General features: G+C 47.8%; 15 protein-coding genes. 13 read left to right on the top strand and 2 right to left on the bottom strand.

The genetic code is table 11. The features are described 5' to 3' along the window. The first annotated feature begins 59 nt into the window (after positions 1-59). The 6 genes from ACJJIC_RS19270 to ACJJIC_RS19245 all read left to right on the top strand — a co-directional run bounded on the left by ACJJIC_RS19270 (position 60) and on the right by ACJJIC_RS19245 (position 6,793). Entirely contained in the window at positions 60-764 is a 705-nt protein-coding gene (locus ACJJIC_RS19270; protein WP_445357686.1) for a YfgM family protein, read from the top strand. Then, positions 764-1,927, top strand: coding sequence for an outer membrane protein assembly factor BamB (gene bamB / locus ACJJIC_RS19265; protein ID WP_444924343.1), 1,164 nt, complete (start codon positions 764-766; stop codon positions 1,925-1,927). The genes ACJJIC_RS19270 and bamB overlap by 1 nt, the downstream gene beginning before the upstream one ends. A 139-nt stretch (positions 1,928-2,066) precedes the next feature. After that, complete coding sequence (gene der / locus ACJJIC_RS19260) at positions 2,067-3,461, top strand: ribosome biogenesis GTPase Der (protein ID WP_252084821.1); 1,395 nt, start codon at positions 2,067-2,069, stop codon at positions 3,459-3,461. Positions 3,462-3,599: 138 nt separating this feature from the next. Beyond that, complete coding sequence (locus ACJJIC_RS19255; RefSeq protein ID WP_445357685.1) at positions 3,600-5,063, top strand: NAD-dependent succinate-semialdehyde dehydrogenase; 1,464 nt, start codon at positions 3,600-3,602, stop codon at positions 5,061-5,063. 53 nt (positions 5,064-5,116) lie between these two features. Next, the gene (tsaA, locus tag ACJJIC_RS19250; RefSeq protein WP_445357684.1) at positions 5,117-5,806 is read left to right on the top strand and encodes a tRNA (N6-threonylcarbamoyladenosine(37)-N6)-methyltransferase TrmO; all 690 of its coding nucleotides are present in this window, start codon (positions 5,117-5,119) and stop codon (positions 5,804-5,806) included. A gap of 165 nt (positions 5,807-5,971) precedes the next feature. Beyond that, positions 5,972-6,793 (top strand): MBL fold metallo-hydrolase, encoded by an 822-nt coding sequence (locus ACJJIC_RS19245; RefSeq protein WP_445357683.1) that lies wholly within the window; start codon positions 5,972-5,974, stop codon positions 6,791-6,793. 115 nt (positions 6,794-6,908) lie between these two features. Here the strand turns inward: ACJJIC_RS19245 and ACJJIC_RS19240 are convergent, their stop codons facing one another. After that, the gene (locus tag ACJJIC_RS19240) at positions 6,909-7,703 is read right to left on the bottom strand and encodes a class I SAM-dependent methyltransferase (protein WP_445357682.1); all 795 of its coding nucleotides are present in this window, start codon (positions 7,701-7,703) and stop codon (positions 6,909-6,911) included. Between the two features lie 92 nt (positions 7,704-7,795). Between ACJJIC_RS19240 and ACJJIC_RS19235 the strand changes: the two genes are divergently transcribed. Further along, positions 7,796-8,278, top strand: a complete 483-nt coding sequence (locus tag ACJJIC_RS19235; protein WP_444908888.1) for a GFA family protein — start codon at positions 7,796-7,798, stop codon at positions 8,276-8,278. A 57-nt stretch (positions 8,279-8,335) separates the two neighbouring features. On the opposite strand, the gene ACJJIC_RS19230 is transcribed toward ACJJIC_RS19235, so the two are convergent. Next, complete coding sequence (locus tag ACJJIC_RS19230) at positions 8,336-9,964, bottom strand: di-heme oxidoredictase family protein (protein WP_444908889.1); 1,629 nt, start codon at positions 9,962-9,964, stop codon at positions 8,336-8,338. 1,089 nt (positions 9,965-11,053) lie between these two features. On the opposite strand from ACJJIC_RS19230, the gene ACJJIC_RS19225 reads away from it, so the two are divergent. The 6 genes from ACJJIC_RS19225 (at position 11,054) to ACJJIC_RS19200 (ending at position 18,725) form a co-directional block, all read left to right on the top strand. Beyond that, positions 11,054-12,211, top strand: a complete 1,158-nt coding sequence (locus ACJJIC_RS19225) for an NAD-dependent epimerase/dehydratase family protein (RefSeq protein ID WP_444908890.1) — start codon at positions 11,054-11,056, stop codon at positions 12,209-12,211. A gap of 93 nt (positions 12,212-12,304) precedes the next feature. Continuing rightward, on the top strand, positions 12,305-13,333 hold the full coding sequence (locus ACJJIC_RS19220) for a glycosyltransferase family 4 protein (protein ID WP_445357681.1): 1,029 nt from the start codon (positions 12,305-12,307) through the stop codon (positions 13,331-13,333). Between the two features lie 975 nt (positions 13,334-14,308). Continuing rightward, positions 14,309-16,342 (top strand): protein-disulfide reductase DsbD family protein, encoded by a 2,034-nt coding sequence (locus ACJJIC_RS19215; protein ID WP_444888214.1) that lies wholly within the window; start codon positions 14,309-14,311, stop codon positions 16,340-16,342. A gap of 81 nt (positions 16,343-16,423) precedes the next feature. Next, a complete protein-coding gene (locus tag ACJJIC_RS19210) occupies positions 16,424-16,927 on the top strand; it encodes a protein disulfide oxidoreductase (RefSeq protein ID WP_444888215.1) in 504 nt (167 codons plus the stop codon). Positions 16,928-17,076: 149 nt separating this feature from the next. Then, positions 17,077-17,895 carry an MBL fold metallo-hydrolase gene (locus tag ACJJIC_RS19205; RefSeq protein WP_252084832.1) on the top strand — a complete coding sequence of 273 codons (819 nt, stop codon included), beginning with the start codon at positions 17,077-17,079 and terminating at the stop codon, positions 17,893-17,895. A gap of 119 nt (positions 17,896-18,014) precedes the next feature. Further along, positions 18,015-18,725, top strand: coding sequence for an aspartate/glutamate racemase family protein (locus ACJJIC_RS19200; RefSeq protein WP_444908892.1), 711 nt, complete (start codon positions 18,015-18,017; stop codon positions 18,723-18,725). The last annotated feature ends 311 nt before the right edge of the window (positions 18,726-19,036 follow it).

The raw sequence follows: 19,036 nt of genomic DNA, 5'->3' as shown, positions 1-19,036 counted from the left end.
CAGGGTGGCGGTGGCCCCCGCCAGGATAGTTAGAAACCACAGGAAAGGCGATTTACCCAATGTCTGAGCATCTTACCGAACAAGAACAAATAGAAACGCTGAAGCGCTGGTGGGCGGAAAACGGCAGGGGCATTCTTACCGGCATAGTCCTGGCTCTGGCCGGCTACTTTGGTTATCAATGGTGGCAGGGTGACCAGCGCTCCAAGGCTGAGGCGGCCTCGGACCTTTACCAAGGTTTTATCCAGGCGGTATCCGCTAATGACAACCAGCCAGACAACAAGCAGCTGACTACTGCGAAGTCACTTGCCGAGCAGCTGAAAAACGAGTACGGCAGCCGTATCTACGCTAGTCAGGCCTCTTTGCGCCTGGCCGCAATTGCTGTGGAAAAGAATGACCTGGAAGTCGCGCAGACTCACTTGCAGTGGGTGCTCGACAACACCAAAGAAGACGCCATGAAGCTGTTGGCCAAGCGCCGCCTGGCCACGGTGATTGCCGCGCGCGGCAAACCAGATGAAGCTTTGAAGCTGATTGAGGGCAGTGTGCCCCCGGCCTTTGCCGCCCTCTATTCCGAGACGCGCGGTGATATTCTCCGACAGAAAGGCAATGACGCCGGCGCGCGCAGTGCCTACGAACAGGCTTTGACCGAGCTGTTACCAGAGCAGGCGGGCAGTACCCAGCTGCTACAACTCAAAGTTGAGAGCCTAGCAGTGGCCTCTGGCGAAGAGCAGAAACCAAGTGAACCAGCACCTGAGGGAGGCGAATAATGGGATTTCTCAATCGCGCTGTGGGGCGCACCGCAGCGGTTGCCCTAGCGGTAGCTCTGGGTGCCTGCGCCTCCAACGAGAGTAAGGAGGATGTCGATCCGGTAGACCTGGTCGATTTCGCGCCTAGTGTTCAGCTGCGCGAAGTCTGGTCGGCGGATGTGGGCAGCATCGACGAGAAGCGTTATGCGATGCTGCAGCCGGGTCTGGCTGACGGTAAACTGATTGCCGCCAGCAGCGACGGTGAAGTGACCGCTTTTGATCGCAGCAGCGGTAGGCCCCAGTGGGAAACCGATCTGGATATTGAATTAAGCGGTGGTGTCGGTGTTGGATTGGGTATCGCTGTAGTTGTCGACTACCGCGGCCGCGCGGTGGCCCTGGACTTGCGAAATGGCGCTCAACTGTGGACCTATCAAGTCTCTGGTGAAGTGGTCTCCGCTCCGGCAATAGGATCCAGTGTTGTGGTCCTGCAAACCGTTGACGGTAAGTTGGTGGGCCTGGATGCCAGCAGCGGTGAAGAGTTGTGGAGCCAAACCACCACCTTGCCCGTACTGACTCTCCGCGGCACCGCGGCCCCCGTGATTAGCGGCGGTCTGGTAATTGCCGGCCTCGATAATGGCAAATTGGTTGCCCTGGACGCCCGCGACGGTATCACCCGCTGGGAACAACGCGTTGCCATTCCGCAGGGTTCTGCTGAATTGGAGCGGGTTGTGGATATCGACGGGTCGCCGGTAGTGCGCGGTGATCTGGTGTTTGCCGCCAGTTACCAGGGGCGTGTTGTCGCTTTATCCAAGGAAAACGGTCGCGGCCTCTGGGCGCGTGATGCCTCTACCAACCACTCAGTGGCTGTTGGTGGAGGGCATGTGTACCTGAGCGGCGCCTCGGGCAGTGTATACGCTTACAATGTGGGCGCTGGCCAGATCGCCTGGAGTAACAATGAATTACTGCGCCGCGAACTGAGTGGCCCGGCTTATTTCCAGGATGTTGTGATTGTCGGCGACTTGGAAGGTTACCTGCATGTGCTTGACCCCAGTTCCGGTCAGTTTATCGGCCGCGAAGAGGTGGATAACGATTCGATTCGTATCCCCATGCTGGTGGATGGCGACCTGTTGTTTGTCCTGTCTGATGACGGCAAGTTGGTAGCCCTGACCCTCGCTCGGAGCTAAGCGCGCAATATTGCTGTGGCGGACAGGCAGTCCGCTTTTGGGCACCAGCCCGCAAAAGGAGCCTGCTTCGCAGGTGAATTGAAATCGCCCGCCTTGTGCGGGCGTTTGTATTTATTTATTAGGCTAAAGCCAGAATTCTATGCTGCCAGTTATCGCCCTGGTCGGGCGCCCCAACGTGGGCAAATCCACACTGTTTAATCGTCTAACCAAGAGCCGCGACGCCTTGGTGGCTAATTACGCCGGTCTTACTCGCGACCGCAAATATGGCGAGGCCGAAATCGATGGACGCAAGGTACTTCTCGTAGATACCGGCGGTATCACCGGTGGAGAAGAGGGCATTGATGCGGCCATGGCGCAGCAGTCTATGCAGGCTATCGAAGAAGCGGATATCGTACTGTTCCTGGTGGATAGTCGCGATGGCCTGACCCCGGCGGATGAAATGATCGCAGACCGGCTGCGCACTCGCTCCAAGCCGACCTTCCTGGTTGCCAACAAGGTCGATGGTGTCAACCCGGATATCGCCCTGGCGCCCTTCTATGAGCTGGGTATCGGTGAACTCTTTCCCACCACTGCCACCCACGGTCGTGGTGTGCGCAGCCTGATGCAGCGCGTGGTTGAGGATCTTCCTGAGGTGGCGGCTGAAGAGGAGCCGGAAGAGGCCACTGGAATCAAGATTGCCATTGTTGGGCGCCCCAACGTGGGTAAATCTACCCTGGTCAACCGCCTGCTCGGCGAGGACCGCGTAGTGGTATACGACCAGCCTGGCACCACGCGCGACAGTGTCTATATCAATTATGAGCGCGATGAGAAGCCCTATACCTTGATCGATACTGCCGGTATTCGCCGACGCAAGAACATTAAGGAATCGGTGGAGAAGTTCTCTATCGTCAAAACCCTGCAGGCGGTGGAAGACGCCAATGTGGTGGTGCTGGTGATTGATGCTCGCGAGGGCCTGGTGGACCAGGATATGCACCTGATGGGCAGCGTGATTCAGGCCGGACGAGCCTTGGTGGTGGCTCTGAACAAGTGGGATGGCCTGGAGGCAGATCACCGCGACTACGTGAAAACGGAGCTGGAGCGCCGCCTGCGTTTTGTCGAGTTTGCCGATGTGCACTTTATTTCCGCCCTGCACGGTACTGGCGTTGGCCATTTGTACGAGTCTATCGAGGCCGCCTATCAGAGTGCGACAGATAAACTCTCCACCAACCACCTCACGCGTATTCTGCAATGGGCAGTAAGTGAGCACCAACCACCGCTTGTGCACGGCCATCGTATCAAACTGCGTTACGCCCATGCGGGCGGCCAGAACCCGCCGGTGATCGTTATTCACGGCAATCAGACCGAACAGGTGCCTGCGCACTATGTACGTTATCTGGAAAAGACGTTCCGCAAGGCTTTGGAGCTACACGGGACACCGGTGAAAATCGAATTCCGTACCGGTGACAACCCCTACGCCGGTAAGAAAAACAAACTGAGTGATCGCCAGAAGGCCAAGAAACGCCGCCTGATGAAGTTTGTGAAAAAGAAAAAATAAAGTTCCACACGCCTACAAGCCAGAGTGTCGCCAATCCCCCCCTTGTCTTGCACTGCGGGGGGCATTTTACGGGTTAATATCCTTAGCGGTAGATCGCGGGTCCGACCGGGATCAGGGACGACACCTAAGGAGATGGCGATGCTGGAGCTGAAAAAACCCGCGCTATTGCGCACCCAGTCCTATATCAACGGCCAATGGGTCGATGCCGATTCCGGCGCTACATTCGACGTTAAAGATCCGGCCACCGGCAAGGTAGTGGCCAGCATAGCTGACCTTGGTGCCGATGAGACCCGTCGCGCTATTGAGGCGGCCAGTGCTGCCTGGCCAGACTGGGCTGCTACTCCGGTTAAGGAGCGGGCCAAGTTACTGCGGCATTGGTACAACTTGGTGATCGATAACACCGAGGACTTAGCCAGAATTCTTACCGCCGAGCAGGGGAAGCCCCTCTCTGAGTCACGCACAGAGATAGTCTACGGTGCCAACTATATCGAGTGGTTTGCCGAGGAGGCTAAGCGCATTTATGGCGATGTCATAGCGCCCCCCGCCAACGACCGCCGCATCGTGGTGATCAAGCAACCTGTTGGGGTCACTTGTTCAGTCACGCCATGGAATTTCCCCAATGCCATGATCGCCCGCAAGATGGCGCCGGCCCTGGCGGCCGGTTGTCCATTTATCGCCAAGCCGGCCCATGAGACGCCATTATCCGCCCTGGCGCTGGCGGTACTGGCGGAGGAAGCGGGTATTCCCCCGGGGATCTTCAATATTGTGGTTGGTCAAAATGCGCCGGCCATCGGCACCGAGATGACGAAGAATCCTCTAGTGCGCAAGTTTACCTTTACCGGTTCCACTGCTGTGGGCAAGAAACTGCAGGCGCAGTGTGCTGAAACCATGAAGAAAACCTCAATGGAGCTGGGCGGCAACGCGCCATTTATTGTTTTTGATGATGCGGATCTGGATGAGGCAGTGAAAGGTGCCATTGTCTGTAAGTACCGCAACGCCGGGCAAACTTGTGTCTGCGCCAATCGTATTTTCGTACAGGAAGGGGTTTACGAGGCTTTCGCGGAGAAATTTGCCCAGGCAGTTAACGCGCTAACAATGGGGAATGGCTTTGCAGAGGGAACCGATATTGGCCCTATGATTACCGTCAAAGCGGTCGAAAAGGTGGAGGGGTTGGTAGAAGATGCCCTTCAAAAAGGTGCGAAAACTCTGGTTGCTGGCGGACCCGATGCTATGGGCGATCAGTTCTATGCACCCATAATACTGGGAAATGCCACTGAGCAAATGAATCTGTTTAAAGAGGAAATCTTTGGTCCAGTGGCACCATTGTTTAAATTCTCCACGGAAGAAGAGGTGATTCGCTTGGCTAATGATACCGAGTTTGGCCTCGCCTCTTATTTCTATTCCCGTGATATTGGACGGGTTTGCCGAGTGTCTGAAGCGCTGGAGTACGGCATGGTGGGTGTGAATGAAGGGATTATCTCCAATGAAATGGCGCCCTTTGGAGGTGTAAAGGAGTCTGGTCAGGGACGGGAAGGTTCTAAATACGGTATTGAGGACTACATGGAAATAAAATATTTGTGTATTGCTGGTGTCGATAAATAATTCCCGCAACTGGTTTAAAATATCGGGCTCATTATTGGTTGTCTGGATTTTCCATGGTTGTTGAGCCCATTGCCCGTGTGCACTCCTGTTTTGGTGAAAAATTTGGTGTTCCCCGTCAGCCACTGCTCGCCGATGCCAGCCGGGCCAGTATCGAACTACTAGCGCCACTGAATGTGGCAGATGCGGTAGCGGGGTTGGAGGAAAACAGTCATATCTGGGTTGTTTTCCAGTTTCACCAGGCTGCCGGGCAATGGTCCGCCAAGGTCCGCCCCCCGCGCTTGGGTGGTAATAAAAAGCTCGGTGTACTCGCCACTCGATCCCCCTTTAGGCCCAATAATATTGGCCTTTCCGTGGTGCGTTTACTGGAAGTGCGCACCTCCCCCAAAGTGGAATTGATTGTCGGTGGAGCCGACCTGGTAGACGGCACACCAGTGTTGGATATCAAACCCTATGTGCCCTATGCCGATGCCCTACAACATGCTGAAAGCGCTTTTGCCGATGCCGCCCCCGCATTAATCACTATAAATATCCCGGAAGCGATTCTTCACCAAGCCAAGGCCTATAAAGATGACTGGGGCACCGATCTGCCGAAGTTAATTGAGCAGGTTCTGGCACAAGATCCCCGGCCGGCTTACCAAAAAAACGATCCACAGCGAATTTATGGCATGGCGCTGTGTGGGTTCAATTTGTGTTGGCGCTACACGGAAAGAGGGATTGAGGTGGTGTCGCTGGAAGCATTGTGAGAACAGTTTGCTACTGGGTTAGGGGATTTATGCCTCACTTGGGCCTTCTTGCTTGTCCCCTTCTAGAGATTAGTAGTGATATGTCACCTACATTCGAGGAAATTGCAATTTCTCCGCTTGTGCCACTTGCCTGAAAATACTCCAAAATCTGTAAGAGAGTTCCCCATGTCGGTAAGAGAAACGTTTAAATATCAGGGCCTGGAGGCAATCCGAGTTGGCCGCCTGAATATGGGGGTCAACACCACATTTGTCGTTTATAGGCTTAATGGCACAGTAATAGATACTGGCCCTAGTAACCAGTGGAAATATGTTAAGCCGTTTATTGAAAATACACCGCTAAAACAACTATTGCTGACTCACCACCACGAGGATCACAGCGGCAACGCCGGAGCTATCCAGAAGCTCACCGGCGTGCAGGCTTATGCGCCGGACTTAACTATAGGGATATTAAAAAAGGGCTTTCGTATCCCCCCCATGCAAAAACTGTTCTGGGGAACCGCTGGAAAAGCCGAAGTAGCGCCACTGCCAGAAGATATCCGCATTGGTACTGAAGAAGTGCAACCCCTATTTAGCCCTGGCCATGCCAAAGATATGACTTGTTACCTGTTGCCAGAGCGCGGCTGGTTGTTCAGTGCAGATTTATATATTGCCAATTACTTAAAGTTTCTTCGCATCGATGAGGATATTCCCATCCTGTTAAGCAGTATCAAAAGTGTATTGGAGCACTCCTTCGAAGTCATTCTCTGTCCCCATCGAGGCGTTGTAGAAAATGGCTGGCAGCAGTTAAAGCAGAAATATGAATTTCTGTTGAATTTATCTGCAGAGGCACAGCAGCTTGATCAGCAAGGGCTGCCATTAGAGCAAATCAGCGAGCGTTTGCTGGGAAAAGAGGGCTTGGTAAGTATTTTAACTGGCCACAACTTTTGTAAGAGAAACTTAATTGCCTCTTGCTTGAAGGTGGACCTAGATACAATGGCCCGTTCGTGATTTTATTTTATTGATACTTTTTCAAAAGTTTGCAGAGAATGGTTAAGTTCTAAAAAGTTAGCAGCTAAGGGTGATTTGAGTTTACTAGCTTTAAAATTAATACATGGATTCCGATTCATTTGACGGCTTCAATAATAAATCGCTTGATCCGTACTCCAGCATGTTTGCGCATTTCTGGATGTATTTTTTGGTAGTAGGCATCCATCACTTGTTGGGCAAATTCTTGTCTTTGCGAGTTCTGCAGATGTCGAAATTGAGGCACCCAAGATAAGAAAAACGCTGTGAGCGTGTCTCGGGTGCCAAAATTTTCCACATGATGGATTTCATCGATCCTGGGCAGGTAAAATCCAGCATCCTCGATATAATTACGCATTTCATTCAGGGAATAATGATTGTAAGGATCGAGAAAGTTCTCAAAATATGCCTGCCATTGATTGTTGTTTTGGAATTCGTACACAGTATCCCAGAAATTCTCATGGTCAACCTGAAAGCCGACCACAATCTTGCCATCCTCTCGTAAGTGTTTGTAAAAGCCATTCCAGACCTTCTTCTGGTCTGCCACCCAGTGCAAGCAACTGAAAGAAAAAATAATGTCGAACTGCTTATCAAACTGAATTTCATCGGCGCTCATTTGCTCGAAGGAGAGATTGGGTACGCCGGAGTGGGCTTTGCGGGCGTGGCGAATCATATCCTCAGTGAGGTCCACACCGACTATCTTGCCACTCTTGAGGTGTTCGGCTAGATAGCGGGTGATTCTGCCATCGCCACAGCCCACATCGAGGATAGTACTGGCGCCTTGATAGTTGCAGCGCTGGATAGCTTCCATGGCGTGCCGCCACTGCATGGAGGAGGCCTTTACATATTCCTGGGCCTGCCACTTATCGTGTCTGACGGGCTTATCTATTGCCATGGCGGCATAACCCTTGATTGTGGGACCGCTAACCAGTCTAGCCTAGATACAGACATTGGAGGTGTAAGCAAGACAAGTGGGGAGATTTCATATTGAAACTAAAAGGTTCCTGTCACTGCCAGTCGGTGCAATTCAATCTTAAATGTGCACAACCATACCCATTTAACCGCTGTTACTGTTCGATTTGCCGCAAGACGGCTGGGGGAGGGGGCTATGCCGTTAACCTGGGAGGGGATTACCAGTCGCTGACGGTAAAGGGGAAGGAGTTTATCTCAGTGTATCAGGCAATATTGCGAGATAAGTCTGGCAGCAATAGTGCCAGCCCGGCGCAGCGCCATTTTTGTTCCCGCTGTGGCAGTGCGCTTTGGTTGTGGGACCCCCGCTGGCCCGATCTGGTCCACCCATTTGCCTCTGCGATAGATAGTGAGCTTCCCGTACCACCAGAACTTACCCATATGATGCTGGCCTTTGCCAAAACCTGGGTAGAGCCGGATATTCGAGCCGTGGACAAGCATTTCGATGAGTACCCAGATGAGTCACTGGCAGAGTGGCATCAACGCCATAATTTGTATTGAGATGTGAAAGGGGCGAGCCGATAGGCCGCCCCGGTTGGATTGTGGGTTTTTAGAGACTTACTCTGGAGCCAGGTAAAGTACCAGGTTATCCAGGAAATTCAGCAGGTCGGCTTTGTCACCATCGCTAAGGGCTACAAACTGCTCTTTACTGGATTGTGCATCCCCTCCGTGAAACAGAATAGCTTCCGTCATGGTGGTGGCGCGGCCATCGTGTAGATAGGGTGGCGTGGAGCCTACTCCCCACAAGTTTTCGGTAAGGAATACCGAGGCACCCACGTTGCCCTCATCGAACTCCTCAGCCATGGCTCGGCCCATATCGTGGCGCTTCAGGTCGCCATAGAGGCGTACAATTGCTCCGCCATTCTCGGACTCCTCGAACTGTCCCAATGTCTGGCCGGAAGGTAGCTCCTGAGGGTTGTCGAGAATATCTGTCAGCAGGTTAAATTGCAGGGAGGTAGTGGGTAACCCGGCAATGTTGCCCGCTGGGTAGGTCTCATCGCGATAGCTGGCGTGTTTCGACGGTTCATAAAATACTGGTGAGCTGACTTCCATCTCGGGAGAGTGGCAGGAGGCGCAGCTGATAGAGGAGAAAATTTCCTCGCCATTTTGAATGCTGGCAATATCTGCCTCACTGAGAGGTAGCCCGTAGGTTTCCCTTTCCTCTTCATTCAGGGTATCAATCACGCTGTTCAATTCGAGCTTGGTGACTGGCCGTGGTTGTGCAGCATTGTAGATTGCCAGTGCGGTGATATCCCCCACGCTCAGTTCGTTGCTGACAGAGTCGAAGTCGCTATCGGCATCACCGACCAGTTCGGTGGCCTGCATACCGAGTTCCTGGTGCGCAGCACCTCGCACAAAAGCACGTACGAAGCCGGTGAGTCCCTTCCACTCAAAGGGGCGCACAACAAGATCTGTATCAATGCCAGCGAGATTGTCGTAGTTGACGTTTTCACAGGAAACGGATATTTCACCAAAACTCACCCCTTTGGCTACCATTTCCACAGTGGCACTTTCACCGGAGGCACAACTGTCGTCGACAGCCTGATCCCTGAGGTTGTGTAATTCGGTGGTCATTTCCTCGGCCACCAACTGTACCGCGCCCATGCCGAACAGGTGCGGGGAGTTACGCTCAATAAAGCCTTTTTGTTTGCGCTCTGGGTCCATACGGATCACGTTATCGTTCACACCACCGCCGCCATCGGCAACGGGAACATTGTGACAACTGATACAGGAATCACCGTTGGGGCCTGTAGCTCGATGGGGCAAAATATTGGCCCAGGCCCTTGGGCCTCTGAGATCAGGGCGCGGAAAACTGGTGAAGCGCTTACCGTTGCCGACATTGACACCTACCCCATCGAGCGCGTTGTAGTTCATTTCAAATAGCTCATCACCTTCTTCGAAAGCATGAACATAGGCTTCAATTGGGTCCATTGCTTCCAGTGTGGCCTGATCAATATGGCCACCGAGGTGTATTTCCACAGCGCCAGCTTCCAGAATCTGGACGGTGTTAAAGATTGAACTGAAATCGAAGGGTTGTTGCTTGGGTGGCCGCGGACCTTTTCTTGCGTTCTTAGGTACCCGATGCTTGTCATGTTTAGAACCAAAATCCGCGAGGACTGGAGGTGCAATAAATGTTAGGGCCGATATTGCCAGGGAAATAGGCAATAAGTGTCTTCTGGAAATCATCAGCTATATCTCCCGGTACGAAATAGAATGCGGATGGAGCAGTATATTTATGAAAATGCACGGGTAGAAAGTACGGCAATTTATCCAGGGGCTGATCAGTCAGTCTCAGGAAAAATTGCTAAATAGATTCTTGGTGAGGATATTTTTATTCCCACAAAGTGCATTTCAATAAAGCTTAAATGCATCCTTGCAAGCCGCTTACGGAAAACCGTTTGCGGAAGTAGGCTCAAAAAATAGGGAGATTTGCTGATAGTTGGCTTTTTTAGAGAGCTAACTTTCTGCTAGAGCTAATGCCCTAAGTACGACCCCAGATATTAATTTTTGCCCATAACCCTCTGCGCTGCTGCACAGACCTTTTGTATTTGTCTTACGTGTCTTAGTTGTCATCTCGGCGTGTGAAGTTCCCATTAATTTAGATAAATTAAAAAGTTGTTTTTCGATGACAGTGGGCCTCTTGGTAATGGTGGTCAGTACTTTAATCTGGCAGGCATAAGTTTTTCGTACAGCAAATAATAAAGTCCCGTGTTTTTATGAGTGCAGGTTTTTTTCAATGTGAGGAATAGGTTTAGTCGCTCTGTTGGCTCTGCCTTGCGTGGATGGGCTCAGGTTTTCCTGATCATGATTGGAATGTGGAAGGAATGTGCAAATTTCTATTGCACATGAAATGGTGGTGATCTACGCCGGTGAAGATAATCAAAAATGATTGTAAATCTTGTCTGATTGGTTGGGACATGCTTAGTAATTTGAAGGTTGTTCAAAGTAACGCTGAATTCCTGAATGATCTACTCTGTTCCCACAAAAGCCAAAGAAAATGAAGATTGGCGCTATTTCCCTTTGATTGGCGCTTGTTTTGTCTTTGACGCCATATATTTCACACTGCAAACAGTGAGATAGTTCTAGCAGAGATGCTTGGCTTTATCCGTGAGTTAAGTTTGAGTGGAAATTACTGATAAAGATAACCAATAAGCGAAAGGATTTTGCTCTTGGATTGGATATGCTGCTAGTGAAGATAATCTAGTTCATTATCAATAGTTGATTCAGTGTATTCAAATAGAAGTCATTTTTCCGTCACTAATAAATGAGGTTAGGGTGAGAAAAGTACTGGTTCTTGGTGGGGATGGATTCTGCGGGTGGCCAACCGCCCTTCATCTTTCTGATGCAGGCTATGAAGTTATAATTGTCGATGATTTTTCAAGGAGAAAAACCGATATAGAGCTGGAAGTCGAGTCGCTCACGCCTATTCAGCCATTAGGAGAGAGGCTGAGGGTTTGGCGAGAAGTGTCGGGCAAGAATATTCGGCATGTTGTAATCACTATCGGTAAAGAATATCACAGGCTGCTAGAGCTAATGGTTACCGAGAAACCGCACACAATTGTACACTTTGCCGAACAGCGATCAGCGCCTTATTCGATGAAGTCATCAAGCCATAGACGATTGACGGTTAATAATAATTTGAGTGCGACCAACGATATTCTTGCCGCGATTGTAGAAAGTAAGCTGGATATTCATCTTGTACACCTGGGAACTATGGGTGTTTATGGTTACGGCACTGCCGGCATGAAAATCCCAGAAGGATACCTTAAGGTGCAAGTGGAAGAGGAAGGTAGATTTATCAGTTCGGAAATTTTATATCCTCCAAATCCTGGTTCTATCTATCATATGACTAAGGCTCAGGATCAGTTATTGTTTGCTTTTTATAATAAAAATGATGGGCTGCGTATTACTGATTTACATCAGGGTATTGTTTGGGGCACACAAACAAATCAAACCCGTAGGGATGAGTATCTTATCAATCGATTTGATTATGATGGAGACTATGGCACTGTATTGAATCGATTTTTAATGCAGGCTGCGATTAATTATCCCCTTACAGTTCATGGTACCGGTGGGCAGAAACGTGCTTTTATCCATATTCAGGATAGTTGCCGTTGTATACAGTTAGCGATAGAAAATCCTCCGGAAAAAGATGATCGGGTCAAAATATTGAACCAGATGACTGAAATGCATCGAGTCAGGGATCTGGCGAAGTTGATTGCTGATAAAACAGACGTGGCTATTGCCTATGTGGATAACCCAAGAAAAGAGTCTCCAGAAAATGATTTACTGGCTGTTAATGACCAGTTGCTGGAGATGGGGCTACAGCCGATCACGCTGAGTGATAAGCTTTTATCAGAAGTGGAGCAGGTGGCAAAGAAATATTCCAGTCGCTGTGATCAGAGCAAAATACCCTGCTTGTCAAAATGGTAAGTGTCGGAATCGTCTCAGCTTTATTTAGTGGTTTCGTATTTTTGTTGGCGCTGCTTTGAAACGATTCTTCTCTTTAGATAAAGGTTTTATGGTATGAAAATATTGATTGCTACGGACACCTATCCGAAGCAGCTTAATGGCGTATCGCGGGTTCTAGAGAAAACCATAAAAGAATTGTCTGTTCGAGGGCATGAAGTCAAGCTTTTATCTGTTGATGACTTTAGGTATTTCCCCTGGCCTGGATATCATGAAATTAGAATTGCAGTATTCCCTGGTTCCCGTCTTGCTCGTATTGTTGATGATTTTTCCCCAGATACTATTCATATTATGACAGAGGGGCCAATTGGTATTTCCATGCGGAGATATTGTAAAAAGCGAGGTTTAAGATATACAACTTCATGGCTTTCAAGACTGTCTGAATATGTTTCCCTAAGATACAAAATACCTGTAAGTTGGTTGCATAGACTACTTGTGGATTTTCACCAGTCTGCAGCTCAAACGATGGTGACAACTACAAGTATGGAGACAGAAGCAAGAAATTTAGGTATTAGTAGGATTGTTCGCTGGCGTCGAGGAGTGGAGTTGGATAAATTTCACCAGGTTGAAACTGAAATTTTTTCAGGGCTGCCCAGGCCAATTATGTTAAATGTTGGTCGTATTGCTGTGGAGAAGTCACTAGATAGGTTTTTGTCTATTAATACTCCTGGAACCAAAGTGGTGGTAGGAGATGGTCCTCAATTAAATGCATTAAAGAAAGAGTTTCCAGAGGTAATTTATTTGGGGGTAAAAGAGGGAGAGGCATTAACCGAGTGTTATGCTGGAGCGGATGTTTTTGTATTTCCATCTTTGACAGATACTTTCGGTTTGGTGAATCTTGAGGCGTTAGCTTGTGGCCTGCCAATTGCGGCCTATCCGGTCACCGGACCAAGAGATATCATTGGCGATGCACCGGTTGGTGCTATGGATGAAGATCTTGGGGTGGCTATTCAAAAAGCTCTTACATTCAAATCAGAGGATTGTATCGCACGAGCGAGAACTTTCTGTTGGGATTTGGCTACTGAGGACTTTTTGGAGAATTTGGTTCCTGTTAATGTTGAGCATCCTTTATTGGCTGAATATTGAAAAGATAAATTATATAAATATTGATAGTGTGGATAAAAAGGGTTAAGTTCAGCTTGTATTTTATAAGTATATGTAATGACCCATTTTAGATCAAAGGTGAGAGTATGTGTTGGGGAGATCTTTCGATCCCGCACAAGGGTATTATATATTCAATGATATCATTAAAACTTTCATAGAAAGTTGAGGTTGAATTTTACAGGTTTTCAAGCCCAGAGTCTCAATTCCAGAGTGCCATTGTTATTTTATAAATACTTTCTCCACTCTTTATAAGCCCAGAAATAAAAGAAATCTTAAACATTGCGTTGAAAGATAAGTGCTCACTAGAATTATTGCTTCTGATTATTTTTCTTTACATCCTGTCAGATGGAGTTACCTATCTCTTTGAGGCACTATTCGCCGTAAAAGCGCAGATACATTAATTCAGAAAACATATTCTGGCGGATATTTCCGATAAATTTCAGATGGTTGCCTTTTTCTTAGGCGTCACTCCCTTTTCCATAAGATTGATACTGAATAAGCGAGAGACCAATATGGAAAGCAATGGGCGCTGGAAAGGGCATAAGGAACGCCGTCATAATATTCAACGACTGACAAGTGGTTGATCTGTAAGCGGTCTGCCAGAGTCTCGATCTCTATTTCCAATCAATTATTTTCCTACTATGTGCTGATGAGTATCTAAATACCAGGCTAATCGGCGGCTATTTTTTGTGCCAAGATGAGCTGTGAGTAAGTTTTAGGTCTCTGACCAGCCTGGAGTCTAAGGAGCGATGGTTATAGATTATTGAAAAACTTAAAGGGCTGACGAATATCTCAAACGAGAATCTGCGTCTAATTACAAAAGTTAGTAAGGGGATATTGACGGGGTAATCTGCGTCCAATTTATTGATCTTAAGTGGTTATCTCTCAGTATAGTGTTCATAGATAACCAGTACTGCATTTATAAATTTCCCAGGCATAAGGCCCAAGGAAAAGAGTGTGTTTAAAATCAAGTTTGTCTTGATAATCATCATTAGTGGATTGGCTTTTTTTTATGGTTCTTTCCTTTATGCAGAGGAAGAGACTTCCGGCGATCATGTGCGTATACGTTGGTTAGCCCCTTCTAGCTTTGAAGAAGTACGCACCGAAAAAATTGGTATCTACTTCGAAGTGGACCCTGAGTGGCACGTGTATTGGCGAAATCCGGGAGATTCCGGAGCCGCGCCCCGTTTTAATATACAAGCTTCGGGGGCAAGCATAGGAAATATTGAATGGCCTTTTCCAACTCGTTTGAAGGTGGAACACCTTACAAACCTGGGTTATGAGAGCAGTGTTGCCTATCTTTTTGACCTCAAACCCAAGTCAGGAGCTGAGCAAGTCGCTTTGAAAGCGGATCTTGAATGGCTTGTGTGTAAGATCGAGTGCATTCCAGGACGTGGCACCATAACCTTAACCCGCCCTGTTGGGAAGCAGCCCAAGTGGACAGGAGATGACCTGATAATAAGGGATTACTTTGCAGAGAGAGTGCCTACCTCGAATGAAAGCAGCCCTTGGATGATAAAATCGCTGGTTCCTCAAGGAAAAGACCGCATACGCCTGTTGATTGAAGCACGTGAGAAAGGTCAGGTACCACAGGTTTTTCCACTGGATGGAAAAGTCATCTCTCCCGCCAAGCCAAGGGTCCGACGAGATGGTTGGTCACTCATCTATCTCTTCCAGCGCCAGCCTGAGGCGACTACTCCCGCGGTAACTGGTTTTGTCATCAGTGATGGAAAACAGGCCTGGAAGTTTGATGATGTACCCTTCGGTAGCCCTCTACCTACTGAGAAGTGGCGTCCCATTTGGCTGATCATCCTCACGGCATTTATTGGCGGGGTCATATTGAATCTGATGCCCTGTGTTTTCCCTGTACTTTCAATTAAGCTGCTTGGCTTAATAGGGGAGGGCTATAGCGGTGGTTCTCGCCCGTTGGAAGGGCTCATTTATGCTGCTGGCGTGGTTAGCACCTTTACGATCCTAGGCTTGTTACTTTTACTACTTCGAGCAGGAGGGGCATCTATAGGGTGGGGCTTCCAACTTCAGTCCCCTGAAGTGGTGTTGAGCCTGATTGTATTATTTTGGGTGATGGCCATGTCTTTTCATGGAGTCTTTGAATTTGGTCAACACTTGGTGAAGGTTGCAGGCCTGAGTAAAGGGGGAACCTTTGGTACAGGTGCCCTTGCAGTGTTTGTTGCTGCACCCTGTACTGGACCATTTATGGGCGTAGCGTTGGGTTCTGCAACAATATTACCTCCACTAGAGGCCATGCTTATCTTTATCTCTATGGGGATTGGTTTAGCAGCTCCATTCTTAATTCTCTGTGTTAGCCCATCACTCCTAAGAAGGCTTCCATCTCCGGGACCATGGATGGAAAAACTTCGCCAATTTCTGGCTTTTCCGCTCTACGCTACAGTGATTTGGCTCCTTTGGATTCTGGGTCGAATGGAAGGAGAGATGGGTTGGCTAATGGGTACCTCTATGGTACTGATAGCAACGATTATCCTCTGGATGATACATAACTCCACAGGTTTAGTTAGGGGAATTTCCTGGGGGCTCTTATTTATCAGTTTGCCGTTAGCTTTTAAGGTTATGGAGCGAGCAGATCAGAAAATGATACAAACTTTAGTTTCATGGCAAAAGTATGATCCTGAACTGCTTAAACAGGCGCAACAGGAAAAGCGTTCAGTGTTTGTCGACTATACAGCTGCTTGGTGTGTTACCTGTCAGGTAAATAAAAAGCGAGTGCTTGATAAAGAGGAAACATTAAAACTCTTTCAGGATAATAATGTTTTGTTACTGCGTGCCGATTGGACTCGAGAAGACCCAGAAATTACTGAATCCCTGGCCGCATTAGGGCGCAACTCAATCCCTGTTTATGCTTGGTATCCTGCTGGAGCAAAGAGACCCAAGCTTCTACCCCAGGTATTGCAGGAATTTATGATTGTCGATTTGTTCGAAGATAGTAATAACAACGAAGAGGATGAGGAGCGATAGAGTTGAACCACTCTTAGTTGTACTGGGTGTGATGGATTTCCAAAATTGGCTAGAAAATTCAAAATATAGGAAAAGTTTACGGTGCAAATTCAATGGTACCGGGCGGCGGTAAAAATAGTAGCCTTTTCTATGCTAGCTATAGTGGTAATGGCTGCGGTTGGCTATTACCAGCAAAGAGACCTTCCCAAAGACACAGCTCCACCACTAGAAGGTAAAACCATAAATGGAAACTTGTTAAATCTTAAAGAGATGACAACTCATGGACCAGTCCTTATTTACTTTTGGGGCTCGTGGTGCCCTTATTGCCGTATAGTATCTCCCAAAATATCTGAGCTGGCGCGGGAATATCAGGTTTTGGGAATTGCCATGCGATCTGGTGATGAGGATGAGGTAGAGAAATATATGCTCCGGCACAATCTGAAGTTTCCTACAATCAATGACCCCGAGGGCAGAATAAGTTCCCGTTGGGGAATCAAAGTAACGCCAACGATGATTATTGTGGGGAGTGACGGAAAGATTGCCTGGACTACCAGTGGTGCTACCACCAAGCTTGGCTTGAAATTGCGTATGGAACTCACGGAATAGCCGTTTTTAGCAGATTCATGACTCAATAGGTCGATGCTGTCACCAATTTTATCCCTACTTCATCAGATATCTAGACCTTCTCACTGAGGTATAACTATCTTAAATCTCTAGTCTTCTCAATTTTTCGGTCTCAGGCATGGGAGGCTTGTGTGTCGGTCATTGATTCATTTGACTACAAAGATCTTGATGCGCAGAGAGTTGGCAGATTTGATTTTGGGATTAATACCACATTTATTGTTTATCGCTTAAAAGATACCATTATTGATACAGGGCCTAGCAATCAATGGAAGTATGTCAAGTGGTTTGTGAAAAACAAGCCGTTTCGTCAGCTTCTACTTACTCACCATCATGAGGATCATAGCGGCAATGCCGGCGCTATCTATAAGTTGACAGGAGTTCAACCTCGTGCCCCCAAAGCCACTATAGAAATTCTTAAACGGGGTTTTCGTATACCGCCAATTCAAAGGTTAATTTGGGGAGCTGCCGGGCTGGCTGAAGCAGCCGAATTGCCAAAAGATCTGCGTATAGCCGGCGAGAAAACAATACCTATCGCCGCACCAGGTCATGCTAAGGATATGACCTGTTACCTGATGGAAGACCGGGGCTGGATTTTTACTGCTGACCTCTATGTGGCCAGTCATCTAAAAATGTTGCGTAAGGATGAGAGTATTCCGGTTTTGATGAAAAGTATGCGCAAAGTACTTCAATATGAATTTGATCTTATCTTATGTCCCCATCGGGGTTTGGTAGAGAATGGTAAGAAAAGGCTTCAAGAAAAGTATGATTACTTGCTTAACCTGTCGAGTTCTGCTCAGGAGTTGGGGCGCCAGGGTGTATCACTTAAAGAAATTACTCGTCGCCTTTTGGGGAGGGAGAATATGATGGCTCTTCTTTCAGGTTATAACTTCAGTAAAAGAAACTTGATTGCTTCTTGTATGTCCATGGATCCATCAAAGTACACCGAGTAGCTACTAGCTATATTTTACATTTTTATTTCTTTTATCTGATTGTTTTTCTATTGGTTGTTTCTACTGCTGGGTTACTTTAAATTTGTTGCTTAATTTTATGGAAGTTAGGTGAGCAAGTAGTGAAGCGTGAAGTTAGAAAAGTTGGCCTAATTGGTGGTATGAGCTGGGAGAGTACACAGCTTTATTATAGGTTAATTAACCAGGGGTTCAATCGATGTCTTGGAGGATTACACTCAGCAGAGATTATTTTATACAGTGTTGATTTTTATAAAGTGGAGAAGTTACAGCGATCCGATAACTGGGATGAGGCAGGCTGCCTTTTAGCACAAGCCGCCAAAGCGTTGGAAGCTGCTGGGGCAGATTGCATTCTAATTTGTACCAATACCATGCATAAAGTCGCGGATCAGGTGACGGCTTCCGTAGGTATTCCTCTCTTACATATTGCCGATGCTGTAGCTGAAGTTTTGCTTAAAGATAAAGTCAATAAGGTAGGGTTGCTGGGTACTGCTTTCACCATGGAGCAGGATTTTTATCGTAAATACATTCAGGAAAAGTACGGAATAAACCTGATAGTTCCCACAGCCGCGGATAGGGAAATTGTCCATCGGGTAATTTATGAGGAGCTTTGTAAGGGCAAAGTTGAAGTTGCATCAAAGCAGCAATATCTGCGTATTATCCACTCTTTGTCTGCTCAAGGGGCGGATGGTGTGATTCTTGGCTGTACCGAGATTGGTATGCTGGTTTCAAAAGAGGATGTGACTATCCCACTGTTGGATACTACTCAAATTCATGCGAATAAAGCTGTGGAATTTTCCTTGAACGCTTCCTAGTCAGTTTTTGGGGCCTACCTATAGGAATATATTGGGATCCAATACCTTTATGTGGATATTGGTCCCTACTTATTTTACATTTTTAGGATGAGCTATTTAACTCTGGAGTAAAAATCAGTTACCATTTCGCATATCCTTTGTTTGTATGACAGTTGCCTACCTAGTACTCTGAAAATTACTTTCTATTAATCTCCTTTAGTTCGTTTTGCTGTGAATTCTCACAGTGACATGAATGTCATTATCACCTCAATAGACATGATTTAAATTGTAAATACCTGTTATTTAGGTATTTTAATTTTCCATTTTTGCTG

The sequence above is a fragment of the Microbulbifer mixtoriginis (SeqCode) genome (genome assembly GCF_052468275.1).
The sequence above is the reverse complement of the archived record's forward strand: the minus strand, read 5'-3'. Positions and strand labels throughout refer to the sequence as shown.